Below are 18,294 nucleotides of genomic sequence, written 5' to 3' on the forward strand. Positions count from 1 at the left end.
CATGGCAGTTAAGACAAACAAAACGCATGTATATGCGGTCGTAAATAAAGAAGTTGTTCGCTTCAGTTGTTATTCAGGTTTTGGCTTTGGTCAAGACTCTTTTGGCAAGATTGATGCGACATGCCTTGATTCTGACACTAAAAACTATGAGCGCGGTATGCGTGATCCGGGTGAAGGCTCTATTGCTATTCAGTTGGATGATGAAAATGCAAGCCATATCAAGCTTATTCAATTGGCCGAGTCTGGTGAAAAAGTTGAATGGTATATTGGCTCAAGCCATGCAGAAACAGCGCCTGATTATGACACTGCGACCGATACAATTGATTTACCGGGTGACCGTATCTGGTGGACTTTTGAAGGTTATTTAAACCCAACTTCACCTGATGATCTTGCTCAAGATTCATTGGTGACTTATTCATTCACTCTGGTGCGCACATCAGGTGTAACTACAATCTTCCGTGATCCAGCAGTGGTGACTCCATAATGGCTAAATTAAATCTAAGTGATATTGCACAAGGTGCATTGGTTAATGATATTCATGAGGCTGAGGTTGAATTCAAGCATCATGGGAAAACTGAAACTGTTGATATTCGCATCAAGCAATTGCCCTACGCGGTTACCGAGCCATTATTTAAGCGATTAAATAAAGGTGAAGATGTGGTTGCTGAGTGGATCTCTAAAGCATTGGTTGATGATGACGGCAATGTTTATCTAACCCAAAAGCAAGTATCAACAAACTTCACGCCATCTTTGGCAGGTGCTGTATTTAATAAAATTCTAGGTATTGAAAAACCGCCAAAGGATGAAGAGGGAAAGTTCGATTAACGCCAGATGATGAATTCTGGTGTGAGTTGGTTCTCAATGGGGTTGGTGGTCGCACAATTGCTGAAGCTAAATCCAATATGACTAATGCTGAGGTTTCTCAATGGGCTGCGTTTAGAAATAAGCGCGGCTCTTTTTTTACTGGCAGACGTATAGAACAAGGCTTTGGTAATCTAATGGCGACTTACATGGGGTCTAAAGGTGCTAAAAACGTGAAAGCAATATCTTTTATGCCTCACGAGGATCAGCCAAAAGAAATCTCTCTTGAAGAATATATGATGCAAAGTTTCGGGGGGAGCTGACTTGGGTTGGTTTCTTTTCACCCTAAAAATGATTATCTTATCCCCACCATAATAGGGGAAATATAATGAGAAAATTAATTTTAGCTGGGGTTGTTGGGATTATTTCAACGATTGCAGGGGCGAATACTCCATTAGCAATACAGTCTGGTCAGCCGGCACCGATGTACCAAACGGAACAACCAGTTCCATATACTTATGTTCAGCCAAATAATGCATTATTAACACCAACTGCGTCTCTATCTTTAGAGTATTTGTCTCATAAAGGAGAGTTTGCAGAAAATATTGATGCTGACCTTGATGGCTTTGCGATAGGATTATCTACCACTCCACAGCGAAATGGTTTATGGACTAAGTTTGAACTCTTGAGTAACAGCGACTTTGATGCTGATTACTATGAGTTTTCATTTGGCGGACACCTTAACCTTCTGAGTACCGAGCGTTTTTATGCCATTGGTACTTTGGGTATGGGTATCGGTCTAATTGATGTGCCTAGCTTCGATGAAACTGCTTACTTCACAGTTCCTGTAGGCCTTGAGGCTGGTGTAAATATAACTCGAAATCTGTCACTGTTCGGTGGTCTTGGATATAAGTGGAATGTAGATATAAGTGCATCAGATGACTCGTCTGGCGGAAGAACACTTTGTAATGATGGAACGTGGAGTGACAGCATTGGATCTGGAACTTGCTCATGGCATGGTGGTGTTGCTGATCGTGACTGGGTGTATGATGATGAAAATTATGTTGGTAGCTTTAATGGGATGACTTATAAAGCTGGTCTTCGATACAATTTCTAAAAGCAAGCCTCCTTCGAGAGGTTTCTTTTTCACTTAATAATTAGTATCTTGTCCTAAATAGCAAATATTTGGGGTAGATTATGGCTATACAGCCTTGCAAGGAATGCGGTGCGCCAGTAAGTGATAAGGCAGAAACTTGCCCAATGTGTGGTGTAAAGCAAAAGAAGAAAACATCTAATTTGGCATTAATTTTTGCGGGCTTAGTTCTTATCTTTGTCTTCGTGGAGCTATTTAAAAGCGACCCTACTGATACAGATAATTCGGTGACGGCTAAAAAGGAAGAAAACAAAGCGGGCGTAATGCTATTTTATGTGCAAACTCAAATTAAGCAGAATGCCAAAGACCCCGATTCTGTACAGTTTAGAAATGAAAAAATAAACAACAATACCGATGTGGGTGCAGTGGCATGCGGGCAATACAATGCTAAAAACTCATTTGGCGCTTATGCTGGATATAAGGGTTTTGTGGCTGTGGAGAAAACACAGAAAGCATATTTTGAAAATGGCCCAAATGAAAACGAATTTGCAAAATACTGGAATAAATACTGTGTAGGGTAACTCCTATCTTAAATAAAACCGTCCTTATGGGCGGTTTTTTATTGCTTGAGGAAAAGTTATGGCAGCAGCATCCCTTGGTCGATTGACCCTAGATTTAGCAGTAAAACTCGGTTCATTTGAACGTAAGCGTCCGCTGAACCCCATGCCTATTTTTTAATTTGAGTTGGATTTCCAGCGATGTGGCAGTAATTCTTCAATCTGAGTCACTTTATGTGTCGGCAACCTTTTCAGCACATCACTTAAATAGGCATAGGGATCCAGCCCATTCAGCTTTGCTGACTGGATTAATGTCATAATATTGGCTGCTCGCTGACCGCTGCGCAGCGAACCTGCAAATAACCAGTTCTTACGTCCCAACGCCCAGGGGCGCATCTGGTTTTCCACCCAGTTATTGCAAATCGGTAGATTGCCATCATCCAGATAGCGGCTTAAGGCTGGCCAACGCTTCAGAGTGTAATTGATGGCCTTGGCGGTAGGAGAACTCGATGGCACTGTCAGATGATGTTGGTTGAGCCATTCATATAGTTGTTGCATCACTGGTTGACTATGCTGTTGTCGGTATTCGCGGCGGTCTTCCGCTGTACCATCGGTCTTTTTCCTGAGTTCTGCTTCTATCGCATACAGTTTCTGAATCAGCACTAAGGCCTGTTCAGCGACCTGACTTTTCCCAGTTACATGCAGTTCATGGAATTTACGACGTGCATGGGCCATGCAGCCCACCTCTATGACCTGGCCTGATTTAAAGCGTGCTTTATAACCACTGTAATCATCACAGACTAGATAGCCCTGCCAGCCTTTCAAGAACTCTGCAGCATGCTGGCCTGAACGACTATCCTGAAAGTCATAGATCACCGCCTGAACTGGATTGTACTGTGTGGTGGCATAGGCCCAGACATAACCTTTCTTCGGTTTTTTATCATTCTCACCCATCCGCATGATGGTGACTGGTGTTTCATCTGCATGCAGCACCTGCTGTTGTAGTACCACCTCTTTTAAGGCATTGGCCAGAGGTTCCAGTTCCACACCGCAGCGACCTATCCAGTCAGATAAAGTTGATCTAGAAAGTTCGATTCCCGCCCGCTGATAGATCAGACGTTGACGGTACAGCGGCAAATGATCGGCATACTTCGATACCAGCACATGGCTGAGCAATTCAGGTGAAGCAATGCCTTTATCAATCACATAGGCGGGCATCGCTTGCTGAGTCAGAGTGTCACACTGATCACAGACCCATTTACCACGCACATGCTGTTCCTTATAGAACTGTGCCGGTCTGAAATGCAGTTTTTCACTGATATCTTCGCCGATACGACGTAACTGGCAGCCACAACTGCATTGGGTTGATGCAGGTTCATGCTCAATACGGATGGTGTGTAGATGATCTGGCAGCAGTCGACGTTTAGGTTTGTTGACTGTGGCTTTCTGTGTCGCTGCATGGGTTTTATCTGCATTTAATCGTTCTAATTCCAGATCAACGGCTGCGATATCTTCTTCGACCGCCTCATCCCACAGATGGATTTGTTTTGCGGTGAGATGTTCGTTTTTACTGCCGAATTTATGCTGTTTAAACAGCGCCAGTTCATGCTCGTATTTTTGATTGAGAATAGAAAGATGCTGAACTTTAGAATCTAATTGCTGATTGGTGACTTCAAGATGTTGAACTTTGGCATCTAATTGTTGATTTGATACTTCCAGATGTTGAACTTGAGCATCTAATTGTTGTTTATCTTCTGCGAGTTGTTGATGCTGCATCGCCAACTGCCGGGTGAATTCCAGCAGTTGTTCATGGGTCAGTTGGCTTAAATCTGGCAGCGTATTCATGACCGCAGTATGCCTGAGGTCATGAGAAGAATGAAATAGAACGTTTGGAGGATGGCAGAATAGCCGAGCTTGGTTTAGAGCATCGTGACCACCTGCTGTCGTCCAATGCGCTGCCAAGGCAAACCCTGGATTAATGCCTGTAACTGTTCCGGGTTGAGAGCTACGCTTTCACCCTGGTGAACTTTAGCCCAGTGGAATTTTCCCTGTTCCAAACGCCGGGCACACAGCCAGATGCCCAGTCCATCATGTACCAGCACTTTCATGCGATGGCCACGTTTATTACAGAACAGGTAAGCACAATGCGGTTTAATGTAGCCAAAGGCTCTCACCACCTGAGCCATGACAGTATCCATCCCTGCTCGCATATCCAGAGGTTGGGTAGAAAGCCAGATTTCATCGATACGGATCATGTTGCCAGCACCTTGAGTAATTCTGCCAAGGCAGGTATTTCTGATACTTGCCATTTCAAGCCAATTTCTGCTTTTGAGTGGGGTAAAGTAATTTGAACTTTTAACATGTCAGTAGGAGTAGGATCTAATGGTGCAGAGCAAGATAAGGCAATAAATGCAGGTTTATTCGGTAGTGGTGAGCGATCACTCCCTGGCTTAGCATCAATTAAGCGAATCCATTTGGATACAAGATTTGTATTCAATCCATGTTGCAAAGCGACTGAAGCAATTGAAACGTCCGGTGCTTTACAAGCCTGAACGATCTGCTGTTTAAATTCAGCACTGTATGTTCTTCGTTTTTTCGCAAGAGATGCGATGGATGTCTGATGATTTGTAGTCATAAATTTAAGTCCCCACTTGTTTCTAAGTGGGGACTAAATTAAGGCTTATAGGATGAATTCAGAAGGTGTGTTCAGCGGACGCTTACATTTGAACAGGGTATGACGCAGGCAGAACGCAAGACAAAGCAAACCACTGATAACATGAGCAAGGCTTTTGGTGGATTCAAGGATCAGGTAGCGGATGCTTTGGGTGGCACCCAGCTGGGTTCACTTGTTGATTCTTTTAATACAAAAATTGGGTCTTTAAAAGGCGGGGTTCTTGTTGCCGGTGCAGCACTTTCAGGCATGACTGTGGGTGGTATAGCTACTGCTATTGGTGGATTAACCCACTTGGCGATTGAAACAGCTAAAGCGGATAGTCAGTTGCTAGTTCTGGCAAATCGAGCCAATACAAGTGTTAAAAGTTTTCAGATATTAGAATATGCATCCCAAGGTTTGGGTGTTTCCCAAGATCAACTTGGTTCTATTTTGGCTGATACCCAAGAAAAACTTGGCGAATTTAGCGCAACTCAAGGTGGCGGGGCTGCTGATTTCTTTGACGCACTAAAAAATAATACAAAACTATCTGAAGATCAGATCAAGTCATTCTCCAAAACACTTCAAGGCAAAGATGGTATTGAAGCCATTCAAATGCTTAACGATAAACTGGATGAGCTTGGCGTAACATCGCAAGAACGTCGGTTTGTATTTGAGAGCTTGGCATCAGATCTGGGCAACCTTGCACCACTATTTGCGGAAAATGGCCGGCTTCTAGATGACTACGGAAGGGCGCTGGAAGATGCGGGCATCCTCAAAACAGAAGAAGCTATCAAGCAGTCTCAACTTTTAGCAGCACAAACACAGGCTGTTAATCTGCAATTCCAGGGTTGGAAAAACCAACTGGTCTCAGGATTTATGCCCGCCATCGTGGATGTAGCAAATGCGATTTTCGGCACATCAAAAAACGGCATTCAACTTCAACAGGTTGGTGAGGGTATAGGCTCTGTACTTAGAAGTGTTACCAAAGTTGCTCTTGGAGTCTCGGCGGCTTTTAGTATTGCTGGCAAATTGATTGGTGGCGTAGCTGCTGCAATTGCTGCCCTTAAGGGTGAAAAGATCAATACCATCAATATTATGTTTGATGATATTACTGCCACTCTTGATGACTATGGAACTCGCATAAATTCATTAAGTGAATCTAGTTCCACTGCAAGTAAATCATCTAACAATCTAGTCAATGCTATTCTGGCTGTCAATTCAGCTTCTACCAAGTCGGCAAAAGGCATTGCTCTAGACACCAAGACGGCCGATGAAAACACTAAAGCTAAAGAAAAGCAGGCAAAAGCAGCTGAAAAGTTAGCGAAAGAACAAGCAAAGCTTAATGGTCTTGTTGGTGCTTCAGCATTAAATGGGCTGCGTATTAAATCTAGTGAATCCATTGCTGGTGGCAAAGTAAGAGGCTACACAGCGGAATTTGCCAAACTGGCTCAAGATGCTTTGGGTTCTCAGCTTAATCGTTTTACAGCTTTCAATGATAGCTATCACAAGGGAACTAACAGCAAGCATGCAATTGGTCAGGCATTTGACTTTACTGTTAAAGATGCGGGCGAGGCTAATGCTTCAATTAAGCGACTACAAGAAGTAGCCAAAAAATATGGCTTCACAATCAATGCTATCAATGAGTACGCAAAGCCATCCGCCCGATCTACTGGTGGGCACGTGCATGTCTCTGTTCTTGGTTACAAAGGAACAAGTGAGATGCTTAAGGATGCTCAAGCCGAATTGGGCATAATTGCATCTACAAATGAAGAGGCTAAACGAATCCATGATGAAAGACTCAGGGCGCAACAGTCTGTTGCAAGTCAATATTACAGTGAACTGCAAAAGTTAGAGTACGAAAACTCAGAATCCATCAAAGCAATCAATGTGGCTTATGCTGGTGATGATGCTGCCATTAAAAAATACCTAACTCTTCAACAATCCGCATACGAAAAAGATGTTGCTGAATATCAGGAGGCTCAGAAACAAAAAGAGCTGAGCGATAAAAAGCAACTGCTTGAAGCAAAACGTCACTGGATGTCTGCTGGCGATTATGCTGAGCAATACTACGCATTAGTTCGAGAGGAAATCCTTAACACAGCTGAATACTCACCAGAGATGAAAAATTCTCTGGTAAAGCAAGCCAATATTCAGCAAGGCATGGAACAAAATGCTGAGCGTGAAGGCGTGTGGGAAGACTACAAATCCATGATGGGTTTGGATAAATCACCCTATCAGCAAGATATGGATTTACTTGCTGAAGCACGCAAGCAAATGCTGATTACAGAGGAGGAATATCAGCAGCAAAGACTTCAAATGCAAATGGCGTATGGTGCTCAGTATGGTGCCGACTTTGCCGGCATGATGATGGGCCTTGTGGATTCCTCAAGTTCTGCTTATGCAATTCTTGGCGGTATTCAGAAGGGAGCAGCTTTATTCTCAACTGCTATGAATAGTTACACGGCTATTTCGGCAGCTTGGGCATCAGCACCTTTCCCCTACAACTTGCCGGCCGTTGCAATGGCTACAATGGAAACAGGGCTATTACAGGCAGCCGTTTCGGCCCTTACTCCAGTTGGTTATGCGGATGGAGGATTTACCGGTTACGGTGGCAAATATGAACCCGCTGGCATTGTCCATAAGGGAGAAGGTGTCTTAACTCAAGAGGAGATCGCCGCATTAGGCGGGCCTTCAGGATTCTACGCGCTTCGCCAATCTATTAAGAATGGTTTTGCGGATGGTGGTATAGCCTTGGATGCTCCAAAAGTCTTGAGTTTCGATAAAGGACAGGATGTTGGAAAATATATAGCTGAGGCGCGTGAAAGCAATTCTTCACCAAACGTCAACCTGAATCCAAACTTTGTCATCGTAGATGAGCGCGAAAAACTCGGGGATTACCTGTTTGGGCCAGATGGCAAGAAAGCCTTTGTGAAGTTCTTTAAGCAGAATCGACGGGAATTAGGATTTGCATAAGCTCACTTCGGTGGGCTTTATTTTTATCAATTTGAGGACAAAATGAAAATACAAACGTCATATGGTGAGGTGCACGTATTAACAAATTGCCCTCTATTAGATTCGACTGAAAGCCTGGAATGGCTGACTGAAGTGCATGAAAGCTTTGGTGGTGATGAAATCCGCCATCCTTTACGTGATGCTCCGCGTCAGATCCTGAATTTCAATTACACCCAGCTGCGTAAAGCCATGGGTGATCTATTTCATATGCTTTATGCCAATCTACGCAAACAATGGGGCATTCCGCTGCGCCAGGTAAAACGAGCCATTCCAGATATTGTTGATGATGATTACATTATTCTCGATGCAGCAGACACCATAGCCGACCTCAGAGTCGGTTTTGCTTTTATTGAGAGCAGTGAAGGTGCTCAGGTGGTCGAGATCATTGATCGTGGCCGCTACATCATTATCCAGGAAGAAATTCGGGACCCGGAAACAGATGAAGTGATTCAGGAACTCGAAACTGAATATCAGGATGGCTTTCGACTTGCTGAAAACATCACAGCGACCAATGCTGTGATTATGCCACTGCGGATCTGCATCATTGATGGTGATGCCTCAATCAATGCTGGTGGCTTTTGGTCAAATACTTCAATCGTTTTTCGGGTGCTGGCTGAGGATTTGCCAGAACATGAGGGTGACATGCCAGAGCAATACAAGGGCGAGGATATTTACTGGAAGCCCTTGCTGCTTGATGGCGACTCACTGGAAATGACACTGACCCAGCATCAGAACATTGTGGATGGTGCGGTGGGTGGTTTTCAGCCATATACCCATCACGAGAAGCCAAAATACTTAAAGCCTTTTAGATCATTACTAAAAACATGGTTCGAATACCATGAGTATAAACACTTTCTATTTCGCCGGTCCGGTCGTTCACGTGCTTTCTGGATGCCTTTGTATGAACAGCATCTCAATATTTTAAATACCGGGAATATTACTACCAGTCTGATTGTAGGAACCCAATATATTGTTGAGGCTAATCGTAAGCATATCGCAGTCAAACGCAAGGATGGAACCTGGTCAGCGCATGAAATTACTGGCCGAACAAGCGGTTCATTTGCGGTTTCACCGGCAATCAACGCCCAGCGAAAAGACATTAAGGGCATTTATTACCTGGGGCTGCATCGCCTTGATGCTGATCAGATCGAATTTCAATTTTTAGGTGCCGGAAAATCACAAGTCACCGTTCCAGTCGTGGAGATTGATAACTAATGGCACGTTCAGAACTTTATCAATTTACACATGGGAACAAGCAGTGGTATTTCACCAGTGCACGCAAAGCGATCATTCATAATGACATCACATATTACCCGGTGAAAGGCTTAAGCCGTGGAAATATCGAAGATGCAGATATTGATAAGTGCGAAGTCGAGCTGACTTTTCCGCATCCATATCCGCTATTCAATGAGGCAGATGACAGCTTTACCCAGGTGTTCTTAAATAAGATTTATCTGGAATCGGTGTATTTCACCCTGATTGAACTGGATGGATCTGAATCACTGGTGCTGTTTAAAGGCCGAGTGACTCAGCCAAAATTTGATGATCGCGACAATACAATGACGCTGGTCTGCTCGACTGCAGAAAGCTTTATGCGTCGCAAGATCTTGACCCGTAAATATCAACGTACCTGCCCAAATACAATTTATGACAAGTACTGCGGCCTTAATTTTAATGAATGGTCATTCGATGTAACAGTGACTGCGATCAATGGTCTTGATGTGACTTTTGCTGTCAATCCGACTCAAGTCAAAGATGCAGAGGGTAATCCGGTATTTGAACAGATCCCGGTACTCGACGAGCTGGATCAGCCTGTTTTGGATAGCCAGGGTAATCCCACTTTTGAAGATGGTGATCCAGTCATGGAAACCAAATCTTATCTGCCTGGCTGGCTGAATCGTGGTGTGCTGAAAAAAGAGGGTGTATTCACTTTCATTGTCGGCAATGGTGCAAATGGCAACATTCGTTTATATCGCCAGCATATCGGTCTGGAAGTTGGTGATGTGGTGCGAGTAGCACCTGGCTGTGATCAGTCGCTAAAAATGTGCCATGAAAAATTCAACAACCACAAGCGCTTTGGCGGTCATCCAAATATGCCGACCGAAAATCCGTTAGAAACTCAGCTGATTAAGTAGGATAAAAATGAATATTGATATTTTGCTGACTGGTTTTGATGCGACTCAGTTAGAGCATCTGGTTTCTTTGGCGCCACTAATATGGGTTGCTATTGGGATTGCAGCTCTATCTGTCGCGGTAGGTGTATATACCTTCCTTGAAATGAAAAAAATGCAGAAGAAAAACCGACCAAAGCCAAATCAGCTGGACGGTACAATTGCTGATGAAGGTACTTCATTTTGCGACATTGCAGGAAGCCCACACGTGCATGCAAACATCACGGATATCTGGGGTAAGACGACTTCACCGATTAAACAAAAAGGCGGTAAAAAATGAAGATTTATATGTCTGATATTCGGAAAGCAAAAATGTGCTCGGGCGGAACCCGGGCATTTTTTTTACGTCAAGGTTGGGATTGGCAGGATTTCTTAAAAAATGGTCGTGATGCTCAGGACTTTATTAATACAAAAGATGCAATGGCTTTGCAGGTGGTAGAGGTGGCGAGAAATGGGAAAAAGTAGTTCGCAGGTTGTTGGCTATCGTTACTACGCCAAATTCGCGGCTTTTATTGGCAATCGTATTGAAAAACTGATCGGAATCAATTTTGATAATCGAAAATGGGTTATTCATGATCCGTTAAAGCACCCACCAAATCTACTTCCCGTGCTAGAGAACAATCTTTTTGGTGAAAATGAAGGGGGAGTATCCGGGCAGATCGATATACATTTTGGCTACCCAGATCAGGAGCCGAATAGCACATACCAAAAGCATTTCCCTTTGGTTTCGGGTTATCCATATCAATCATACTTAGTCTTTCGTGGCCTTGGTGGAGTGAAGACAGACGGTGGATTAATTGGTGGTGTAATTGGATCACTGCAAGCACATCGACACGATTCTTTCTACCTCGGCAACTCAGGCTACATGAAAGAGATGCTGCTATGGGTGAAGCGCACGCGCGTTAGAAATGACGGGCGGGGGCAGTGGTACGCATCAACAGAGGCGAGACCGTGGGTTTGTGAGGTTCCGCAAACTATTTTTTTTCAAACTGAATCCGACTATATTGACTCACCGAGATACGTCTCGACAAAAGTAAACTCATTTGGAAGCAATGAGCAAGGGGTATACAACGATACAGCATACTATAACCCAGATAGGAAAAATACAGTATCAACAAGTTTTGCTGGAATGTTTGTTATTGGTGGCAGTTATGATGACAGAAATCTAAAAGTAACGATAAGTTTTGATTTAAGTGGCATCACAGGGCTTCACGAGGTAAAGGCCTCTTTCTTGGTTAGGGGTGAATCAGTGATCACATCTAATCTGGGGAACTGGCTCATATTTAATGTTTCCGAAGTTAAAAACAATGAAACAGCGGTTAGGAAGATTAGCGTTTCAGGTGTGATCGAAGCTGGTAGTGTTGTGGGTATAACAACTCAGTGCTTAAAGCCTGATCTTTCCCAAAACAATGTGTATGGTGTTAGCTATGAGTGTTTGAGTTTTTCACTATACAGGACGGACGGCAATTTCAAGGATGATACAGAAACTCCAGATATTAATCCAATTCATAAAATCCGTGAAATATTAACCGATGACACAGCTATGGCTAAGCCTGAAATTGATGTAAACGACATTAATTTTATGAAAGCCGCTGATAGAATTTGGGATGAAGGCTTGGGTGTATCATGGGCGATTGATGAAAAATCATGTATTGATGCTATCGAGGAGCTTTGCTATCACATTGAAGCTGGTATTCGCGTAAATCGCCAAACTGGTCTTTATGAAATGGTTTTATTCCGTGATGATTGGTTTGCTGAAAATGAAATTCATACTATTGCTGAAAACAAAATCAAAGATTTATCGCTTGAGGTCATGAATAGCGATGACATTGTGAATCAACTCAATGTCACATATTACGACCGCAAGCGCATCAAAAACTCAACTTTCTCAGTTTATGAAAACGGCTCAATCTTAACGATGGGTAAAGCGAATGCTGAGTCTATTGAATTTCCATATTTCATGAATATGCGAAATGCTGAAGTTGTAGCGAACTGGAAGTTGAAGCAGTTTTCCACTCCTGCATGGTCGGGCAGTTTTAGCACAGGCTGGAAAGAGGCGCGGAAATGGAATCGTTACGACTTAATCCGTTTGCCGTGGTCGAGCAAATGGAATGGCACGATTTTAGCTCGAATCATGAAAATCAATTTAGGCAACGGCACTGATAATACTGTGACGATTGATTTTGAGGAAGTGATTCCGTATTCAGGCGAAATGAATACCAGTATTGTGGTTGATGCTCTCGTTGAATCAGCACCACAGCCCCCACAGCCAAGCATTAACGCAGTATTCGAGGCTCCGCATTATCTAACCGTGCTTCGCGCTGGTCAGATAAATGTGGATTTGGAATTATCAAACAATCCAGATATTGGCTATGTAGCAGCAATTGCGGCAAAACCGCAAAATAATTCACTTAATGCTTTGTTGTTTACAGATGGTGGAATGGGTGAATTTGAGCAGGTTTCTCGGCTTGATTACTGCGATATTCTGCAGCTTGATCAGTCAATCATTGAAACTACATCATCATTTACAGTGGCTGGATCATTAACCCAGGTAGCAAACTCAAATAATTTAATTTTATTAAATGATGAACTAATGGGGTTTGTGAGTTTTGATAATGAAACGAAGGTTTTAACCGTGAAGCGTGGTGTGCTTGATACTGTGCCGAAAAAGCATAGTGGTGGGTCTTTATTTGTGTTTGATTTACCTGATGTTGCTTTTGATTCTACGCAATACTCTCAAAGTGAAATTGTTGAAGCGCAAGTTTTAACAACAACGCCAAGCGGGATTCAAGAGCTATCAGGAAATAGTCGGGCTATCGAGATTCGGTCACGCGCTATTCGACCATATCCGCCAGCAAATGTGAAAATTAATGATGCTTACTATCCAGAAACAATCATTGTAACCAATGATATTGTTCTGACGTGGGTTGATCGAAATCGTTTGCAGCAAACAGGTGGTACGCCATTGGGTTTCTTTGATGGGGGCGTGACGGTTGAGCAAGGTGTTAATTATTCTTATGAGCTTGCTTCTGAGGATGTTGTTTTGGACAGCGCAAGCGCAATAACTGGCAATACAGCAACCATTCTGTCCAGCGTGTTAATTCCAAATAAGCCACATACATTGAAATTATGGTCTGTGCGTGATGGGTATGATTCTTATCAGGTTTTTGAACATAGCTTTTTTGCTGAGTCAGTAAGCTTGGTTTTGACTGCATCGACAGACGGCTCAAGCGTCACAGGAAATACTGTGCCAGTAGCTAACATTTCTGTAAATGTTGACGAGTCACTTAGCGCAAATATGAAGTTTGATGGTTCTGCAATTTCAGGAAAAGCTGAGGCAGGCGCAACAATTACAATCGAAATTCAGGAGTAAGTTATGGCGATTTATACAGGTGTTGCAGATGCAAACGGTGATTTTAATATCCCGTTTTCCACAAACTACACAGGCGGTCAAAAGGTTACTGTGACCGCTGAAAAAGATAGCGCAACAAAATCTATTGAGTTGTATGCACCATCGGAAGTTGCTGGCGGTGGTGCAATTCAGTTTAGTGGCAGCTTGGTTGATTTTCCATTAGCAATTGGAGATGTAACGCTTGGTGATGGTATAACAGGCATTATTCAGCACTCAGCGCTTCGCCGCCATGACGACACATCTGCTAGATCAATTGGTCACTATGCAACTGGATTAACAATAGTCGGGGATGTAACTCGAATCAATCAGTATGCTTTTGCAGATTGGCGAAATGCTAAATTCTTAAACTTACCTGCAACACTATCATATATTAATGCTTGGTCGTTTGAAAATTGGCGAATGGCTGATTTTTTAGTTCTGCCAGAAGGCGTTGAAACTATTGCTGATAGCGCATTTAGATATTGGCAAGCTGCCACCTACTTAGATATACCATCAACAATTTTGAGCATTGGGAATACCTCGTTTGGAAATTGGCTTGCATGCACTGAAGTGACTTGCAGAGCAATAACACCACCAACCATATCATCATCAACTTTTCAAAACCTAAATGCATCATGTGTTTTTAAAGTCCCTGCTGCATCTGTTGCAGCATATCAAGCAGCGCCAAACTGGTCTGCTTTCGCTGCTAGAATTCAGGCGATTTAACAATCGAAGTGTAAAAATTTAAATTGAAGCAAGCGTCTGAAAGGGCGTTTTTTTATTACCAAAATTTAGGGGGCACAATGTCAAATGACTACTCATCTGACCCACCAGTAGAGCCGAAAGGCTCTTTTTTAATGCCAATTTTATAGGGGAATGTATGACTAAAGGGGATGTATATGGACTTTCTTAGTCAAGTATTGGAAAGCATAAAGAACCATTCACACATCCTTTTTACAGGTGTGCTGGGCGCAACCTTTGGCTTTCTATTAAGCAAGGAGCCAGCCCGGGATCGCTGGATAGGATTCTTCGCAGGCTTCATTTTATGTGTGGTCTTTGCTGAGCCAGCAAGCTTATTTCTTGCAAATGGCAAGTACCCTGAGCTGTTTGGTTTTGTCTTAGGTGCTGCTGGTAAGAGTACAGCTGAAGCATTATTAAGTTTGACTCGATCAAGACTTCTTGGTTTAGTCAAAAAGGAGAATGAAGATGCTGCTAATCATAAGTAAGACGGCATTGGTATTGTTTCTGGTTTCGTTTGCAATCATGGTATTTCACCCAAAAATTAAATTACCAAAGCACATCGATTTTCTTTTGATGCTGTCAATTATTTTTGGGGTAGCACTCTTTGTAAAAGATGAGTATTCGCCCAGTCCAGCTGGAACCCTTTTTTTCACCACAGTAAGTATTTTATTCGCACTCTTTACCCGACAACTCTATATTTGGGGTAAGGGTGGTGCACGTCCTAAATTTTTTAATACGGATAAAGATGATGAACACCACTCAAATTAAAAAACTCCAAAAGTCAGTCGGTGTGCATGATGACGGCATTATTGGTCGTGGCACCTTGACTGCAGTATTTAAAAAACTAGGTGCCAGTCAAGCGCGTGCTGAAGAACTTGGTCTGGCTGCCAATATTCACATGCGGACCTATGGCATCCTGGATAACTCGCTTCGCTTTATTCACTTCCTTGCACAACTTGCACATGAGTCGGGCAACTTTCGCTATATGGAAGAAATTGCATCTGGTGCCGCGTACGAAGGCCGAAAGGATTTAGGTAACACACAACCGGGCGATGGAAAGCGATATAAAGGCCGTGGACCAATTCAATTAACTGGTCGCACAAACTATCGCAAGTACGGTCAGCAGCTTGGCACTGACTTTGAGAACAACCCTGCGATTGTAGCGATTCCAAGCATTGGTTTAATGGTCGCTTGCAAGTTCTGGTCTGACAATGGCTTGAATGCTTTAGCCGATAAAGATGATGTGTTGGCTATTACGCGCCGGATCAATGGCGGTACTAATGGTTTTGCAGATCGCAAAGCTCATCTGGCTAAGTTGAGGGGCTGGATATGATAAAAGCCTTCATCGCTAAATTTTACGAAGCTGTCATTATATTTTTGGCGGCTTTTTTATTACTTGCGCTCATTGGATTTGGAGTTCAGACATGGCGTGCATCAACTTGGCAGAAGTATTACGACACTCTCGATGCTAAATATCAAACTGATTTAGCCAAGGCTGAGGCATTAACTGAAAAAGCAAAAGCGGATGCCCTTGCTAAAGAAAAACAATGGTCTGAAAAGCTATTAAATGCGGAGATCCAACATCGTGAAGATATCAAACACATCATTGCTGATAGCAATAGCGCTAAGTCCGCTATTGATCGGCTGTCAAAGCAAATCGATACAGCCTCAAGTCGTATGTCCACAGCTACCCGAGAAACCATCATTGAGTACGCCAGTGCCAGCGGTGTCGTACTCGAAAAATGCGTCAATGAATATCGAACAGTGGCGCAACGAGCTGATGAACACGCAGCTGATGCAAAACGATTAGGTGATGCATGGCCCTCTAAGTGAGGGCTTTAGCCACATTTACTTATTTACCGCCCAACCCGGATCCTTCTTAAAAACACTTCCTTTCTGAATCGTGTGCAATATATAAAAGTAGAGCCAGTCTTTCATTTTTATTCTCCTTTTTTAAGGCAAAATAGATGATATAATAGACGCTTGCAAGTAGTTGTTTTCCTGTGGATAACTTTGCATTTACTCCAAATTTACGCCAATTAACTATAAGTATATAATTTAATTAATTTTTCCATACTTTGACATCGTAGAGGTCTCCAGTTCGAGTCTGGATATACCTACCAGGATTCAAAAACTAATGTTATAAGGGTTTTAAGCGAAAACAGTAGCTTAAAACCCTTTTTTTATACCTACAATAAAAAGTATCTTTATCCGCGTTATCCTTAAAATCGCTGCTTTTTACCGATTATACAGCTTAATTTACGTCAAGGTTACGACAAGAATTTTGGAAAGTACGTCATGAAATTAACTGAGCCAAGAATAAGAAAGTACATTGAATCTTTTGATAATAAAATAATGCTATGAATAAGGTCAGATCATTCTGTTATATGGACATTTCGGTTTGCACTTAAAACTGCAATGTGATGGGGGAAATGGGTATAAAGATAAAAAATATTTACGATAGAAATGTTCATCTGCCAAAGACTAAAAATGGTGATGCACTTAATATGCCGTTAACTATAAAGGCTATAGAGCTTCTGGATTTGATTCAATATGACGGACTTAATATTAATCCCTCAAAAAGAGAATTCATTTAAGTTGATATGGAAACGTAGAAAGCAAAAGGCAGGGCTTCCAGATATTCATTTTTATGACACGCGACATAAAGCACTCAACCCTTTGTGAATAAATAGAAATTATCGATTGATGTGCTGGCCCTGATCACTGGGCGTATATCAAAGTGCTGGCAAATACTTACTACACCCGGGATCGAAGATATTGCTGACATGTTAGAGGCTGCATACGAAAAGCCTTATTCAGTTAATGGGGTAGGGTGAGTAGTGAGGCTGAGGATTTTTGTGTGATATGAGATTGTTAATCTTCAGTTATCGTAAAGTGATGTCTCATTAAGTCAGTATTATTTGCATCATTTATTATAGAAATTAATACATCATATATAGCAGTTAGCTCATCTAGACTATGGAAAGCGCTCTTTCTGTTTATACGCTTACACATATCAAAAATATCTTCTTGGACTTCTTCAGCATGGTTAATTTTTTCTTTAGTGAGTGTAATTAACTTTCGAATATCACCTTCTATTACTTCGCTATTCTGATCGAGTGATTTGATAGACCCTTCCGACAATTTCAATATTTTTTTAAAATTATTTATTTTTAATGCGTTTTTATCTAAAGCTATGAGTGACATATTAAGGGATTGTATCTTAAATTCAAATTTTCTTTGTTCATCTGCACGATCTTCCTGTTTTTTGCAATTTTTATCTGTTCAATTATTTGTCTATAACCAAAAATTGCAAGACTTAGCGCTAATATGCCTATCAGAATCTGAATCTGTCCTGAATTGCTCTCAGCCCATGTCGAAAAACTAACTAAATAATTCAGCATAAAATAAGTCCTTATTGTAAATTAATCAGCATTCTACCCAAATTTAATTAGAAGATTCTTATTAATTAAACCAACATACTGGCATTATCTAAAGCCTATTAAACCAATAGAACCATTTTTTTTATTTGAATTACGGTCGATACATTTCCAGTGTTTGTAAAGGTAATTAAAAAAATGCACATAATTTAAACTGAACAAAGAGTAGAAAGGTGACTATTATTTAGGTTGTCTTAAGCCTTTAGGATTAACTATCAATTTATCAGGTGCAGATCATAAATTTCGATAGGGAATAGCAGATCTGTTTCAATTCGCTTTTTAACCCATACTTATGGAAATTACGGCCATTGATAATTTATTTTCATGATACCCAACATGTAGATAAAAATTGATGGCAAAAAACCGAATTAAGCACACATTAAGTTTATAGGTGAATTTGTCTGATTTTTAATTTAAGTAATTGAATTATAATGA

At 41.9% G+C, this 18,294-nt stretch carries 20 protein-coding genes; 16 read left to right on the forward strand and 4 right to left on the reverse strand.

Annotated elements, in window-relative coordinates; translation table 11 throughout:
- The first annotated feature begins 1 nt into the window (after window position 1).
- The 5 genes from FTV25_RS05990 (at window position 2) to FTV25_RS16060 (ending at window position 2,475) form a co-directional block, all read left to right on the forward strand.
- On the forward strand, window positions 2-484 hold the full coding sequence (locus FTV25_RS05990) for a phage tail tube protein (protein ID WP_180003325.1): 483 nt from the start codon (window positions 2-4) through the stop codon (window positions 482-484).
- Window positions 484-825, forward strand: coding sequence for a phage tail assembly chaperone family protein, TAC (locus FTV25_RS05995; protein ID WP_180003323.1), 342 nt, complete (start codon window positions 484-486; stop codon window positions 823-825). Before FTV25_RS05990 ends, FTV25_RS05995 begins: the two co-directional genes overlap by 1 nt.
- A gap of 26 nt (window positions 826-851) precedes the next feature.
- Entirely contained in the window at window positions 852-1,124 is a 273-nt protein-coding gene (locus FTV25_RS06000) for a hypothetical protein (protein WP_306669826.1), read from the forward strand.
- 65 nt (window positions 1,125-1,189) lie between these two features.
- Window positions 1,190-1,918, forward strand: a complete 729-nt coding sequence (locus FTV25_RS06005; protein ID WP_180003321.1) for a hypothetical protein — start codon at window positions 1,190-1,192, stop codon at window positions 1,916-1,918.
- 80 nt (window positions 1,919-1,998) lie between these two features.
- On the forward strand, window positions 1,999-2,475 hold the full coding sequence (locus FTV25_RS16060; protein WP_257218942.1) for a hypothetical protein: 477 nt from the start codon (window positions 1,999-2,001) through the stop codon (window positions 2,473-2,475).
- Between the two features lie 153 nt (window positions 2,476-2,628).
- Here FTV25_RS16060 and FTV25_RS06015 read toward each other — a convergent pair whose 3' ends face one another.
- The 3 genes from FTV25_RS06015 to FTV25_RS06025 all read right to left on the reverse strand — a co-directional run bounded on the left by FTV25_RS06015 (window position 2,629) and on the right by FTV25_RS06025 (window position 5,086).
- Window positions 2,629-4,296: an IS66 family transposase gene (locus FTV25_RS06015; RefSeq protein WP_180009710.1), complete on the reverse strand. Its 1,668-nt coding sequence runs from the start codon at window positions 4,294-4,296 to the stop codon at window positions 2,629-2,631.
- A 74-nt stretch (window positions 4,297-4,370) separates the two neighbouring features.
- Window positions 4,371-4,706, reverse strand: coding sequence for an IS66 family insertion sequence element accessory protein TnpB (tnpB, locus tag FTV25_RS06020; protein WP_004828548.1), 336 nt, complete (start codon window positions 4,704-4,706; stop codon window positions 4,371-4,373).
- The gene (locus FTV25_RS06025) at window positions 4,703-5,086 is read right to left on the reverse strand and encodes a transposase (RefSeq protein WP_004828545.1); all 384 of its coding nucleotides are present in this window, start codon (window positions 5,084-5,086) and stop codon (window positions 4,703-4,705) included. Before FTV25_RS06025 ends, tnpB begins: the two co-directional genes overlap by 4 nt.
- A gap of 99 nt (window positions 5,087-5,185) precedes the next feature.
- On the opposite strand from FTV25_RS06025, the gene FTV25_RS06030 reads away from it, so the two are divergent.
- From FTV25_RS06030 to FTV25_RS06080, 11 genes are all read left to right on the forward strand, one after another.
- Entirely contained in the window at window positions 5,186-8,077 is a 2,892-nt protein-coding gene (locus FTV25_RS06030; RefSeq protein ID WP_180003619.1) for a hypothetical protein, read from the forward strand.
- Between the two features lie 42 nt (window positions 8,078-8,119).
- Window positions 8,120-9,331 carry a hypothetical protein gene (locus FTV25_RS06035; protein WP_180003621.1) on the forward strand — a complete coding sequence of 404 codons (1,212 nt, stop codon included), beginning with the start codon at window positions 8,120-8,122 and terminating at the stop codon, window positions 9,329-9,331.
- The gene (locus FTV25_RS06040; RefSeq protein WP_180003624.1) at window positions 9,331-10,251 is read left to right on the forward strand and encodes a phage BR0599 family protein; all 921 of its coding nucleotides are present in this window, start codon (window positions 9,331-9,333) and stop codon (window positions 10,249-10,251) included. Before FTV25_RS06035 ends, FTV25_RS06040 begins: the two co-directional genes overlap by 1 nt.
- A 7-nt stretch (window positions 10,252-10,258) precedes the next feature.
- Window positions 10,259-10,567 (forward strand): hypothetical protein, encoded by a 309-nt coding sequence (locus FTV25_RS06045; protein WP_180003617.1) that lies wholly within the window; start codon window positions 10,259-10,261, stop codon window positions 10,565-10,567.
- Between the two features lie 8 nt (window positions 10,568-10,575).
- Window positions 10,576-10,752, forward strand: a complete 177-nt coding sequence (locus FTV25_RS06050) for a hypothetical protein (protein ID WP_225215699.1) — start codon at window positions 10,576-10,578, stop codon at window positions 10,750-10,752.
- Window positions 10,739-13,660, forward strand: a complete 2,922-nt coding sequence (locus FTV25_RS06055) for a hypothetical protein (protein ID WP_180003626.1) — start codon at window positions 10,739-10,741, stop codon at window positions 13,658-13,660. The genes FTV25_RS06050 and FTV25_RS06055 overlap by 14 nt, the downstream gene beginning before the upstream one ends.
- 3 nt (window positions 13,661-13,663) lie before the next feature.
- Window positions 13,664-14,404: a leucine-rich repeat protein gene (locus tag FTV25_RS06060; protein ID WP_180003628.1), complete on the forward strand. Its 741-nt coding sequence runs from the start codon at window positions 13,664-13,666 to the stop codon at window positions 14,402-14,404.
- A 173-nt stretch (window positions 14,405-14,577) separates the two neighbouring features.
- Window positions 14,578-14,904 carry a hypothetical protein gene (locus FTV25_RS06065; RefSeq protein ID WP_180003630.1) on the forward strand — a complete coding sequence of 109 codons (327 nt, stop codon included), beginning with the start codon at window positions 14,578-14,580 and terminating at the stop codon, window positions 14,902-14,904.
- On the forward strand, window positions 14,885-15,187 hold the full coding sequence (locus FTV25_RS06070) for a hypothetical protein (protein ID WP_180003632.1): 303 nt from the start codon (window positions 14,885-14,887) through the stop codon (window positions 15,185-15,187). Before FTV25_RS06065 ends, FTV25_RS06070 begins: the two co-directional genes overlap by 20 nt.
- Entirely contained in the window at window positions 15,168-15,752 is a 585-nt protein-coding gene (locus FTV25_RS06075) for a glycoside hydrolase family 19 protein (RefSeq protein WP_180003634.1), read from the forward strand. The genes FTV25_RS06070 and FTV25_RS06075 overlap by 20 nt, the downstream gene beginning before the upstream one ends.
- Window positions 15,749-16,252, forward strand: a complete 504-nt coding sequence (locus FTV25_RS06080) for a hypothetical protein (protein WP_180003636.1) — start codon at window positions 15,749-15,751, stop codon at window positions 16,250-16,252. The genes FTV25_RS06075 and FTV25_RS06080 overlap by 4 nt, the downstream gene beginning before the upstream one ends.
- 1,041 nt (window positions 16,253-17,293) lie before the next feature.
- On the opposite strand, the gene FTV25_RS06085 is transcribed toward FTV25_RS06080, so the two are convergent.
- Complete coding sequence (locus FTV25_RS06085) at window positions 17,294-17,626, reverse strand: hypothetical protein (RefSeq protein ID WP_180003639.1); 333 nt, start codon at window positions 17,624-17,626, stop codon at window positions 17,294-17,296.
- Window positions 17,627-18,294: the final 668 nt, after the last annotated feature.

It is taken from the genome of Acinetobacter sp. YH12249, from assembly GCF_013417475.1.
In the GTDB taxonomy this organism is placed as follows: Bacteria; Pseudomonadota; Gammaproteobacteria; order Pseudomonadales; family Moraxellaceae; genus Acinetobacter.